Annotated in this window: 14 protein-coding genes; 1 reads left to right on the top strand and 13 read right to left on the bottom strand. The window is 38.6% G+C overall.

What is annotated here, in order from left to right; genetic code table 11:
- Positions 1–209: 209 nt before the first annotated feature.
- The 9 genes from K9B36_RS11630 to K9B36_RS11590 form a co-directional block, all read right to left on the bottom strand.
- Positions 210–1,760, bottom strand: coding sequence for a malate:quinone oxidoreductase (locus K9B36_RS11630; RefSeq protein ID WP_223702231.1), 1,551 nt, complete (start codon positions 1,758–1,760; stop codon positions 210–212).
- Between the two features lie 313 nt (positions 1,761–2,073).
- The gene (locus tag K9B36_RS11625; RefSeq protein ID WP_223702230.1) at positions 2,074–2,889 is read right to left on the bottom strand and encodes a GNAT family N-acetyltransferase; all 816 of its coding nucleotides are present in this window, start codon (positions 2,887–2,889) and stop codon (positions 2,074–2,076) included.
- Positions 2,890–2,962: 73 nt separating this feature from the next.
- Entirely contained in the window at positions 2,963–3,445 is a 483-nt protein-coding gene (locus tag K9B36_RS11620) for a DinB family protein (protein ID WP_223702229.1), read from the bottom strand.
- Between the two features lie 107 nt (positions 3,446–3,552).
- On the bottom strand, positions 3,553–3,735 hold the full coding sequence (locus tag K9B36_RS11615) for a DUF4083 domain-containing protein (RefSeq protein WP_223702228.1): 183 nt from the start codon (positions 3,733–3,735) through the stop codon (positions 3,553–3,555).
- A gap of 69 nt (positions 3,736–3,804) precedes the next feature.
- Positions 3,805–4,137, bottom strand: a complete 333-nt coding sequence (locus tag K9B36_RS11610; protein WP_223702227.1) for a hypothetical protein — start codon at positions 4,135–4,137, stop codon at positions 3,805–3,807.
- 15 nt (positions 4,138–4,152) lie between these two features.
- On the bottom strand, positions 4,153–4,491 hold the full coding sequence (locus K9B36_RS11605; RefSeq protein ID WP_223702226.1) for a hypothetical protein: 339 nt from the start codon (positions 4,489–4,491) through the stop codon (positions 4,153–4,155).
- 31 nt (positions 4,492–4,522) lie between these two features.
- Positions 4,523–5,026, bottom strand: a complete 504-nt coding sequence (locus tag K9B36_RS11600; RefSeq protein WP_223702225.1) for an HIT family protein — start codon at positions 5,024–5,026, stop codon at positions 4,523–4,525.
- 615 nt (positions 5,027–5,641) lie between these two features.
- A complete protein-coding gene (locus K9B36_RS11595) occupies positions 5,642–5,932 on the bottom strand; it encodes a hypothetical protein (RefSeq protein ID WP_223702224.1) in 291 nt (96 codons plus the stop codon).
- A 425-nt stretch (positions 5,933–6,357) separates the two neighbouring features.
- A complete protein-coding gene (locus tag K9B36_RS11590; RefSeq protein WP_223702223.1) occupies positions 6,358–6,876 on the bottom strand; it encodes a GrpB family protein in 519 nt (172 codons plus the stop codon).
- An 84-nt stretch (positions 6,877–6,960) separates the two neighbouring features.
- Here K9B36_RS11590 and K9B36_RS11585 point away from each other — a divergent pair, with 84 nt between their 5' ends.
- A complete protein-coding gene (locus K9B36_RS11585; RefSeq protein ID WP_223702222.1) occupies positions 6,961–7,146 on the top strand; it encodes a hypothetical protein in 186 nt (61 codons plus the stop codon).
- A gap of 68 nt (positions 7,147–7,214) precedes the next feature.
- Here K9B36_RS11585 and K9B36_RS11580 read toward each other — a convergent pair whose 3' ends face one another.
- The 4 genes from K9B36_RS11580 to K9B36_RS11565 all read right to left on the bottom strand — a co-directional run bounded on the left by K9B36_RS11580 (position 7,215) and on the right by K9B36_RS11565 (position 12,109).
- Complete coding sequence (locus K9B36_RS11580; protein ID WP_223702221.1) at positions 7,215–7,655, bottom strand: YdbT family protein; 441 nt, start codon at positions 7,653–7,655, stop codon at positions 7,215–7,217.
- A 204-nt stretch (positions 7,656–7,859) separates the two neighbouring features.
- Complete coding sequence (locus tag K9B36_RS11575) at positions 7,860–9,725, bottom strand: alpha/beta hydrolase family protein (protein WP_223702220.1); 1,866 nt, start codon at positions 9,723–9,725, stop codon at positions 7,860–7,862.
- Positions 9,726–10,229: 504 nt separating this feature from the next.
- Positions 10,230–11,171 (bottom strand): ABC transporter permease, encoded by a 942-nt coding sequence (locus K9B36_RS11570; protein ID WP_223702219.1) that lies wholly within the window; start codon positions 11,169–11,171, stop codon positions 10,230–10,232.
- Complete coding sequence (locus K9B36_RS11565; protein ID WP_223702218.1) at positions 11,168–12,109, bottom strand: ABC transporter ATP-binding protein; 942 nt, start codon at positions 12,107–12,109, stop codon at positions 11,168–11,170. The genes K9B36_RS11570 and K9B36_RS11565 overlap by 4 nt, the downstream gene beginning before the upstream one ends.
- Positions 12,110–12,636: the final 527 nt, after the last annotated feature.

Raw genomic sequence — 12,636 nt, 5'->3', positions numbered from 1 at the left:
TCTTTTCATGTACTTTCTTTGCCCGGGAATGTACATCATCCCGCTCCAACTCCTCTTTTCATGTACTTTCTTTGCCTGGGAATGTACATCATCCGGCGACTTGCACCATTTTTATGTACTTACTTGGCTCTTGTTGATACATCATCCTTACCCATTCCCCTAACTTCCTCCAAATCAAAAAAGAAAGCATAAATTGCCAATTTGGCAATTTACACTCCCTGTAATACACGTTTTTCTTTTTTAGTTTTTACTTTGCCCTTCTTTACATGGGCTTTCCTTGTAAAGCCAAGTGTCTGTGAGGTTGAAGCTTCAATATTTTGATTAAGTTCTCGATTTTCCGCTAATGAAAGTCCATAAGAGGGAATCATTTCTTTTAATTTCGGTTCCCAGTCTTTTATATGTTGTGGGAAACATTTGTTTAATATCTCAATCATGACCGATACAGCTGTAGAAGCACCAGGAGATGCACCTAATAATGCGGCTATTGATCCATCTGCGGCAGTAACCACTTCTGTACCAAATTGAAGTGTCCCTTTGCCACCGCCCTCTGTATCTTTAATCACTTGTACGCGCTGGCCTGCTACAACCAAGTCCCACTCCTCGCTTTTGGCGCTAGGGACAAACTCTCGTAGAATTTCCATGCGTTTTTCTTTTGATAACATTACTTGCTCAATCAGGTATTTTGTTAAGGACATTTCCTTAACACCAGCAGCAAGCATTGTTGTCAGGTTATTTGGTTTCACTGAAGTTATCAAATCAAACATGGAACCGGTTTTTAAGAACTTTGGTGAGAAGCCGGCAAACGGTCCGAACAGCAGCGCTTTTTTGTTATCAATTAATCTTGTGTCCAAATGCGGAACCGACATTGGAGGCGCGCCAACTGGAGCTTTTCCATATACCTTTGCATGATGCTGTTCTATCACATCCGGATTGTTACATGCCATAAATAGTCCGCTGACAGGGAAGCCGCCTATTCCTTTACCTTCCGGAATACCGGATTTTTGCAAAAGATGCAAACTTCCGCCGCCGCCACCGATAAAGACGAATTTAGCAGTATGACGTTCCACTACTCCGCTATCGACATTTCGCACTTTCAGTTCCCATGTGCCATTGCTAGTACGTTTGATATCGTCCACATTTTGTTTATATTTTATCTCGACATTTTTTTTCTTTAAATGATCAAACATTTTGTTCGTTAAAGCCCCGAAATTGACATCTGTTCCCGAGTCGATTTTGGTTGCTGCAATAGGTTCCGTTGATGTTCGGTCTTTCATAACAAGTGGAATCCATTCTTTTAATTTTTCAGGGTCTTCGGAAAGCTCCATCCCATCAAAAAGAGAAACAGTTGACAACGCTTCCAAACGCTTTTTTAAAAACGCTACATTTTTTTCCCCTTGAACTAAGCTCATATGAGGCAGTTGCATAATGAATTTCTCGGGATTACTTATTCGTTTACGGTTTACAAGGTAAGACCAAAATTGCTTAGAAACTTGAAAATCTTCATTTATCTTTATCGCTTTGCTTATATCTATTGAACCATCCGGCTTTTCGACCGTGTAGTTAAGTTCACAAAGTGCCGCATGACCTGTTCCCGCATTATTCCACTCGTTCGAACTCTCTTCACCTGCGCTCGCAAGCTTCTCGAAGACGGTAATTTTCCAGTCCGGCACTAATTCTTTCAGCAGTGAACCCAAAGTCGCACTCATGATTCCTGCACCAATTAAGATAACGTCTGTTGTAGTAGTTTGTCTGTTGCTCATATTTACCATCCTTATATCCTAAAATTTGCAGAAAGGATGTATGCGCTTCCGCTCAACTTACCAAGTCGCACATCTTTTCTGAAGAAAATTCACCTAACCATAGTGTATCACTAATTATTTAAAGATTAAAATATTTATTTACTATTATATGAGAGTTAAAACCTCAGGGACACAGGGGCAGGTACCACGACCCATTTCCACTTTACACTATTAAAGAAAATAATGGTTATTATTACCTATAAAGTTACTATAGCACCTTAACTGTGATAACTCCAGTTGTGAAACTTAAACTGTCTTCTTACCCTTCGTTTCCTCATAGTTTTGTCCACACCGTGTTGGTATAGGCGATTTTCATCCCAGCGCGTTCCATATTTCTATGACTCGCGCTACCAAAGGCTGCCTGTCCCATAATAAATTGACAGCCTGTATCTACTGCCTGTTGAATCCGTTTCTGAATGAGGGCAGTGTGAACCCCGTTGTTTCTATAGGAGGGTATAGTTGTTGATGCTGCTAACGTCGCAACGTCATTTTTTCGAAACAGAACGCCAACACCAGCTGGCTCCCCTTTGGCTCTTGCCATATAAAAGGTCCAGTTAGTGCTCTTTGCAAGAACCCGGTTGTTTGCCGTGATATAATCCGTTAATGCTGTTGGCATGCCAAAGCCATTTGTGTAGATTTCGCCAAATATATTAAAGTTAGTCTCAGCTAGTTTTTCAAGAACAATCGATGAAGGCTGCTCATCAGCCGCCACTTTCTCCTCACTCGCTAAGCTTCGGTATAACGAGGTGTAGAAACCGCTTTGAAAAAAGCCTATTTGACTAAGCTTTCTGAAGAGCTCCTCGGTCGCATAGGCTGGGGTGACTTCAAACCTTGCAGGAATTTCTCTACTAGTATAAAAATCTATTATTTCATCTATGTCCCCTATATTTTCATCACTAATTCCCTTTACTGTGTTAAACGATGGACCAGGAATATTTTTGACCGAAAATGCCATCGCATTCCCAAACCTTTTCATCTCCACGCCCATTGCATTATTATTCATTCCTTTTACTCTCATCAATCTGTCTTCCAATGCTTCTATCTCTGACTGCTCCACCATATTTTCCTGAACTTTAAATAGGCTGGACATGTTATCACTCCAAGGGATTTTATATTTTTTGAAAGTTGATTTCCGCGAAAGCCGTCGCAAGATTATTCTACCTTTACACTTTTTCTGGTGCGATGAGGTCCGTATCCGGCGGTGTATAACCAAGCTGCCGCCCCATTTTTACCATTTGGCCTTTGTGGTGGAATTCGTGGGTGGTGGTGTGCGTGAAAAGCCATAAGGTGCTAAATTCTGAGGTTTCCCCACTTTTAAAGGTAAAGGGAATAGTGTGCTCCCAATTATCTTTATATTTAGACAAAAATTCATCAACAATTTCGTCCGTACTCTTGAAAAGCTCTCGCATTTCTTGCACACTGTTCACAGTCTCCGGATCAATTTTGACAATAGATTTTCCGAGCCCATGACTCCCCAGCCAAAATTGATAGCAGCCTGCAATATGTGCGTGCATATCTCGAATAGAATCCCCGCTAAAGTTGGCCAGTCCTTTTACATAATCCGTATGAGACATGTCCTCACAATAGCAAAATAATATTTCCCTCGTACGTTTAATCCAATCATATTGACTTGCTAACAAATCCATCTTCAAAACTCCTTCTCTACTTTGTAATATAGGAATATTCCGACTTTAGTTAATAGTATTATATCGAAACAGGGGAGTGTCTTGTGTTTACACAACCCTTCTTTCTATTATTTCGAAAAACTATCTTGCTCCATTTTCTCCATAATAGCATCTAACTTTTGTTCTATATTATTTAATTTTTCATTTCGATAAGCTGCATTAACCAATAACCTTCTAATAAATAGAGTGAATGAAACACAGCCCGTTATTATAATGCCCAAAACTAAAAGTTGAAAAATCAAATCTATCATAATATATACCCCCTACTAATCCTACCTGTCAGATTCACTTATTTATAATATTTTTCACGTCAGCTACTTTCATAAAGGAGCATCTAGTTTCCCAACAACCTCTTCATTTTCCATATCCACATACACTATTAAGTTCCCTGAAGTAACAGTTTCCGTGTGGTTGAATGTCACCATGTACAACTTTTTCCCCACCAGGTTCGCACCCAGTTGCTTGCCCAGCTCCTCACTTACGGTCAGTTCCCGAACAGACGAATCCTTTGGACTTACCAGAATCCTTTCACGCTCTTCACTTGTTAATTCATTAAAAGCGATCATTTCAATCGGCATTTTCGTTTCTTCATAAAAAGAATTTGCTAGGATAAATAAAAACAAGACACAAACGGAAACCAGTAGTACTCTCATCAGTTCATCCCCTTCTTATGATCGATAATCCTCCTGCTCAAAGTTTAGGTCCGTCTTAACCTCTCCAAACCTGATTTTAATGTTCTTGTTCTTAAGTTTGTAATGGACCGCCTCACTTTCTCCATCCTCGTTTTCAAAAATAAGACTTGCCACTTCATAATAATAGAACGGCTTTTCTGTCCCAAAGTTTCGTGGACCCTCATTAATCGCTTCGATTATCTCATCGATCCGCTCTTTCTCCTCAATAACAGCCACACCCTCATGCGGCATTTTAATTGTTAGCTTTGTATATTCTCCATCTATCACTTTATGGTGATTAAACCAAAGTAAAAAGAGGATGAACAATCCTGCCACGATTAATAAATTTCTAACAACTGATTTAAAACTAATTTTTATCTCCTCCTATTATTTTTAGTTCATTTTTCAAAGCCTCAATCCCACTCATCACTTCTAACAGATTCTGCCCGCCATTCATATTGTTCCTCGCATGAAGCAGCACAGGCCGGATAGACTCCACAGATCGACCGAACTCATACATCCAGTCATACCTCGGAACCATCCATGTATGAAAATGATGCGTCGTGTCTTCATTATAAAAGTAATAAACATATTCGATCCCCAGTACATCCCTTTGTGCCTTCCTGATTTTGGACAGCACTTTTATATAGTCTAGCTTCTCTTCTTCCGTTAATTCGTCAAAGCATTTGATATGGCGTTTGGAGGCCAAGATGATCAATCCCTTTATCGGATATGCTACATCCTGATGTGCATGAAAGTGTTCCGTTTCTAGCACCACACCACCGTCCGGTTCAATTAATCCGCTCGTTAACGCACAGCTCAAACACTCCACTTCCACTGTTTGACCATTTGATAAAGTGATCTGTCGCACACATCTAACCTCCTAGTAAGAGCCAGGAAAATTAAAGTTGATTTCCCCTTTTTCATATTCTTAATATACCTTTTTGAAAAGTTAATCTAGTATTTTTTTTTGAATCCCTTGAGTCACAACAACTCTCAATTTTTTAAAACAAACGTTTGATTGAAAAAATCTATCGTAGAAAAATATACACTTTCGCTCATTAACCGACAGACGGGTCGAGGGACCTGTCCCTCTGACCCAATTATAGCAAAATATAGAAAATTAGTATTTGAAAAAATGAGAAATTTAACGGAGATTTGGCGTCCTGAGGGTTGGAATTCAAGTAAACTGTGTTCTTGTTTTATCGATGATATATACTGAGTGAGGAATTACAACAGAAATGGAATGGTACAGAATACATGGTAGTTGGAGGTATAAATAAGGCAGCTGAGAAGTTAAGGTGGTACTTAGGAGTTGTACGATGTAAGTGTAGTGTCATTAGTTCCTTTCGATGGTAAAAGATGTGCAACTAGGTAGGGATAGGTCCTTAGAGAAACTATTTTGTTCGTCTGTTCTAAAGTGACACTACTTTTCTATAAATTTACGTGCATGTTAGTGCACCAACTCGTCCTTCATGGCACAATTCTAGTCATTATTTTTATGTTTTAAAATAAATACTTCTCTTTCTAATTTGTTGACCTTATTAGCGATAAACTCTACGTCATTCATGCTTGATTCGTTTGTTAATTCAAACTGTCCTCCAATACCATCGAGCTTTGCTTCAATTGTGTTAAAACGTCGATCCATTGTGTTAAACCGTTGATGCATTTCTGTTTTCATATCAGACACTTCTCTTCTCATATCAGTCATGTCTGTTCTCATACTTTTCACTTCTACATTAAGTTTAGTAAGTAAATCGATAATTTGTCTTTCCATGTTAACACCTCCTTTTTCATTATTATAATTGATATTGAGATGACTTTCATTTCTTGCTTTAAAAAGATTTACAGGAAAGACTTTGTAAGGGTCGCAGGGACAGGTCCCTCGACCCAATTTGTTCGATTTTTATTAAATTCATTGGACTGAGAGAAATTCAAGCTTGAAAAACCGGGGATTACTCACTGCTTATGCAAGTCGCACTGGCACAAAAAACCTTCCAAACATAACAAGTATGTGGAAGGCATCGAAAAACTATATCAGCTTTAAAAACATGCTCGAAGATTTTCTTCAGCAGTCCTGGGTTTTCTTCCAAACATGAAAGTAAAAACGAACACTCTTTCCATTGCTCACTTGGAAATAAGGAGTTTCCCCTTTGTTCATATCTATATTAAAGTGTGTTATTTTCATCTACCACACCTCACCTAATTATTTCTTCCAAAACCCCTAGCCTTCTTCATTAACTCATTTACAAACTTCTGTTTCCCCACCTGATAGTTATGATGGCTTTCAGGAAACTGTTTTGCTAATTTCAGTTTTACATCTCCATAAGCCTTTGCATCCTCTGAATTTGCCATTAGATACGCTTTGAAATCCAGATGATCTTTTATATTTTCATGTCCGACCTGAAAAATATGTACATGATGTGTTCTTTTATCCTTCCCTTTTGAAAAATACCTTCTCCCAGCAATTCCATTCTCGCCCTTTGGTTTATACCCAGCTTTTCTTAACGCTTCATTATATTGATCAATCTTTTCAATTTCTTTCACAACGACCAAAATATCTATAATAGGCTTTGCGTAACCAATTACTGGAACAGATGTACTACCAATGTGAAAAATAGCTGTCAATTCCTCTCTCAGAATTTCACTTAGTAATTTTTCTTCTTGATTATAGGAAATTACCCATTCTTTAGTCCATGGCATAATAGTGGTTTTTCTCATAAGAATCCCCTACCTTTTTTAATTATGCAATTGCCTCTTATTGAAACCTATACTACTATAAAAATAGGAAAGGAAGTGATAAAAATGGAAGACAGTAAACACTTATACAAAGAGGGAAATTACCGCTTCTGGCTAGATACAGAAAAAGGTTACCTCCGCTTGAAATTGGATGGCAGTTCTGAGCTATATACCATTCCGAAAGACACCAAGCTTTACGATCGGTTAATGAATGATGTGTTTGGGAAGCAGAAAGAAGCGCAGAAAGAATAGAGTTATAAAATACATACACTCACTAAAAATACCAACAAAACCTTACGTATCAAGGTTTATCGGGGTTTTTAAACTATGTGCTTGAAATCAAACCGGTTCTTTAATTTTGTTTTGATTTCGACACTATCTTCCTTGGATAACCGATTCAAGTATATGGCTTCTTCTTTTCCTTTTTTAAGTTTTAAGTAGAGGTCTTCTTCGATTTGAACAACACTATTTACTTCCGTATAGGGAATAGTTTTTCTTGAGAGTAAATTCCCTCTATAGATGGAAAGAAAATGATCTTCCAATATAATATAATGCTGCTTACTTAGCTTAAAATAATAGGTCGCTTTATACCCTGCCAATACTATCACAGCGACTAGAATAACGATATTGATTGCCTTTGTAAACGCATTTAAATATGGGTCTTGCATGCTAGAAATAGTGTGAATGCTAAAGAACACAATAACAAGCAGCGCGGCTATTCCCTTCAACCAGTGCTTATTGTCATTAAATTTATATTTCATGATAGCCTCCTTATGGAAAGTTATGAAATGCAGATTTTTAAAATTACCTCTAATATCTTCTGGATAGTGAATTATAAATAACCTAATCTTCAAATATATGTATCACAGTATACGCTCTTATTTTACCATATTTTTACTCAATAAATGTGAAAAAGCAGTGAGATTTCAAAGTCGAAATCCACTGCTTCCTTTTGTGATAATCTTCTATTGTGTTAACGTATTGGTCACCATCATCACGGTTACAACAATGGCATAAATGATTCCACCTAGGTAAGGGTTGTTGGTTTCTTTGAAAATACTTCTAGTAATGAAGGCGGAGAGTGGAATAATTATTACGATTGGGAAAAGCCATATACCTACTATTGGGGAAACACTAGTAAAATAGTAGTGCCCTGTTACAAAGAAAGCGGTATATTGAATCGCGATTATAACGGCAGCGCTTAGTCCATTGAAGACGGCGAGTATCGCGATGTTCGACCATTTTTTCTTTCCAGTCAAATAGTTAAACGAGTTTACCGCAATAGAGTTTGCAACATAAAACGCTAGTAAAAACGGAAGATACTTAAGCACCAATACCAGTTTATCCGGTGTGAATGCTTTGATAGCGATAACCCATAATCGGAAATCCGCTTTAAAGAAGTAATCTGCCACAAAAACGATGCTAAATGCTGCTACCGAAACGAGGATACTTAAAAGAATCGTTTTGAAGAGCATATTTGCTTTTATTTTCACGCCGGTCATTTCTAAACTAAAGCCCGTTCCTTTTAGGTAGAACTTATACGTAGCGTATAAAATAGCTAGCGTAACAATACCCATAACCAACGACCATACCCCAATATAGAAAACAGGTGCTTGCGGGAAAAAGTCAGGACGGTTCGTGCTGGCCCACGTAAATAGTTTCAGGTAAGAATAACCCGAAATAATGGCACTCACAATAAGTCCACCCCAGAACCAGGCGATACCCCTTCCCACTGGTGCAGAAGCCGGAGTTACCTTTGCTTTCGCACGTAAACTTTCAAAAGCAGATGTATAAAGCATTACTTTTGTAAAACTTACGATAAACAAGAAGAACCCAACCAATCCAATAAAGTTAAAGAACGTTTTAAACTGCCATACTTGACTGCCCGGCTCCAAATTGCTCGATGAACCTAGCGAGTCTTCAAAAAATTCAAGGCTGTCTTTTACAACCGTTGCAGAAAGATGATTCCACGGATGTATTTGGTTTGGAGTATAAATAACACGACTCACATTCTGTCCGTCTATTTCTTGCTTGTAAATGTTGCTTTCTACCCTTTCCTCTTTAGGATCTGTTCCAAAATGCAAGAACGATTGCGCAAATTCAGTGTGAATAAATTCTCTTGGAGGCGTGATACTTCCATCCTCTGCAATACTACGGAAAAAGAACTCATCATATTGAGCAGCGATAATTCCTACATCTCGCGTTCCATAGTTGTTTGTATATTCCTGGTCACTATTTCTCATACTCCAATAAAGTGGTTCGCCTGGATCACTAGAGTACATCGCATCGTTTGCTACTAAAAGCACGGAGGAAATTAGCCTTTCACTAGGATCCTTCTTATTATCTTCTAACACCGACCAGTTGGCTGCTCTCGCTCCATTGGAGTGGCCTGTTACACCGATCTTTGTTGTATCTACATAAGGTAGACTTGCCATTAGTTCTACGGCATCATACATACCTGTTCCACGATTTGCCCATTCTTCTGGGCTTACAACGTCAGAGTTTCCGTGTCCGTACATGTCAATCGACATCACCACATAACCACGACGGGAATATTCTACATAATTCAAATCCTGCATCTCCCTGTTGTTATACCAACCGTGGCTCGTCACAATCGCTGGTGCTGGATTGTCTTTGGTAGCGCTTTCAGGAATGAGCAGTAAAGCACTCATTGTATAACCAGATGGTGTTTCCCATCTTATATCTTTTACCGTTACCTTCCCAGCTGAAGTTTGTACAACAGCCGCTCCTACCATACTGATCAAACAAAGGATTAATGAAATAGCCAGTAACCTAAGAGACTTACGTTTCCCTTCCATCCCTTTCTTCATCTCCTCTCTATCTCCATCCTTCAAAATAAGAAGGCTTATTTATATAGTAATCACAAAAACTTGTAATATTCCTATTTTAGAGTGAAGATTTTCGGCGGACGAAAGGAAAAATACGGTATCAAAGTTTGCTTATTGCCAAACTTAGATACCGCATTGGATCTCTTATACACTCGGTAACCTCTCCATTTGAAGTCGAGATNGCGGACGAAAGGAAAAATACGGTATCAAAGTTTGCTTATTGCCAAACTTAGATACCGCATTGGATCTCTTATACACTCGGTAACCTCTCCATTTGAAGTCGAGATGCTACCGACCTAAGAGTTTATTAAGATCGTTTTTTTTTTTTTGCGCTGTTGCTGACGAGTAGTTAATTGGATTCGAGAAACAATAACACTCAAAGTAGAGGAAATTATTACAAGAAGAGAACCACTGCTGGATTGTGGAGTTTCTTTCAGGTGCAATAAAAAAGTGGGTCGAGGAACCTGTCCCTCCGACCCACTTTTTTTATATGCTTATGTCTCGTTTCTGGAAGAATAGGAATGTTAGTGCCATAAAGATGGCGTAGTATACTAGTAAGATCGTCAGAGAGAATGGTAGAGTGACGTCTTGCAGTATTTTATCCTGTATTGCATAGACGGTTAAGTCCATGTGAGGGAAAATTAGGAATTTTACCCATGTGAATTTTTCTGCCAAGAAGATAATGATACCACCTAATACGGACGAGATGAACAGTACTGCAATTCCGATACCAACTGCCAATGCCTGACTTTTGAAGAGAGTCGATAGCATGAATGATATAGTCATGACCATCAATAAGCTCGGCAGGTAGTAGAGAATGCTTGTGAAAAATTGGGTTCCGATGGCAACTTCCTTTTGACCATCCATCGTATATACCATGGATTTCATGTTAAAATCTCCAACGCCAAAGAAGATGACACCTACAATATATCCTGCTAACAGAAGTACTGAGAGCATCGCAAAGGAGTATAGAAGTACAGATATATATTTTGACAGCAAGATACTCCAGCGGCGATGAGGACGGATTAATAGCTGCTTGATTGTTCCATCCGAAAATTCAGCTGCTACGTTTGCACTACATAAAATGACCGTAAACAGAGTAACCAAAATTGTCAATCCAAACACCACATCATTCATGAAGTGCCAGCTTACCTTTTCCGTTGGGTTGATGTTCGAATCGATTAATTGCTGTTTTTGATCAATTTCTGATTGATAGAATTCCTTCTCCTCTTCCGGCACTTCCGCCAGAATGGAATCTAATTCCGCTATTTCAGCCTGTGTGTCACTTTGCCAATTTTCGTTTGTCTCAAAAACATTCTGATAGATAAAAGCTCCTGCCACCACACCCAGAACAAGGATCGCTATGTATGCCCAACTGGATATCTTTGAAAATATTTTCATTATTTCATTTTTGATTAGTCCAATCATACCATTTGCTCCTTTTTATCCTTGTTGGTTAATTCTAAGAATCGATCCTCAAGAGTTGCTTTGAGCATAACGATTCCGTAAACATCAATATTTTGTTGCACAAACAGACGATTTATCTTGGCAACTTCTTCTTTACCGATGGATAGGGAAACTTCTGTTGCATTCTTTTTCAATACTTTACCGGAAAGTTCATTTTCCTCTAAAATAGCGAGGGCCGCATCCATATCACTTACTTCAAAAGCATACTCTCTTAATGCTTCTTCACCAGTGCCGACTGATTCGTTCATCGTGGAAATATGTATAAGCTCCCCTTTTTCAATAATGGCAAATCGGTCACACATCAGTTGCATTTCTGATAACAAGTGAGAAGAAACGACAACTGAAATGCCATTATTGGCAAGCAAACGTAAATAATCACGGAACTCACGAATTCCCTGAGGATCAAGTCCATTTGTCGGCTCATCAAGAATCAGTAACGACGGTTCATGCAATAATGCTTGCGCTACCCCAAGACGCTGTCTCATCCCTAAGGAATAGGTTTTCACTTTATTATGAATTGCTTCATTAAGACCAACGAGACTTACCATTTCTTCAATTCGTTCTTTTGTAATTGTTCTAGTTGCCATGTTGGCATAATGCTTAATATTTTTGTATCCAGACATGTACTTATAGAACTCAGGATTCTCTACAATCGCTCCCATTTCACTCATGGCAGTTTTAAAAGAGTCATCCAAATTATGGCCATTAATAATAACACTTCCGCCTGTGCGATTGATTAAGTTGACTATCATTCTGATAATGGTAGTTTTCCCTGCACCATTGGGTCCAAGAAGTCCAAAAATCTCTCCCTTTTCCACTTCAAAACTTACATCCTTAACAATCGTTTTGCTACCAATCTTCTTTGTTAAATTCTTCACTTCTAATGCATAACGAGACATATTCTTTCCCCTCTTTTCAGTAATTACCTGTATTTCTACTTGTTCCATCTTTCACTAGCTTGGAAAATAGATTCACATAATAGAAGTTATGAAGAAATATAGCATCATACTCCAAAAAACAATACTTCTCCCACAATTATACTATACATCCCCTTTCTCTCACACACCCATTACCAACATAACCCAAATCGCTAACCATTTCCAGTTTTTTTGCAACGGTTAACTCCTCCCTTCATTCTCTTACAACTTTAACAAACCAACCCAACAAAAGTATCCAAAACCCCAACTCTGTCCCGCAGTTTTAGTGCAAATGGGATATTTCAGGAGGGGTTTCGGGCAAGTTATACCCTTTTTGTGCTACTCGCATAGTCCTTTAGACCTTACTAAAACACCATTTGTCACCACGGTCCGCCAGCCTTTACAATTCAGTTAACCCTTAGCACCACGAATTACTTACAGCATTACCCCACATCGAGATCTGCACCTCTGATTACCTGAAACAAATAAATCAAGGCTGGAGGTGAAGT

Source organism: Sutcliffiella deserti, from assembly GCF_020037475.1.
GTDB lineage: Bacteria > Bacillota > Bacilli > Bacillales > Bacillaceae_I > Sutcliffiella_A > Sutcliffiella_A deserti.
Note: the sequence above shows the minus strand (reverse complement) of the source record. Positions and strands in the feature narration are given on the sequence as shown.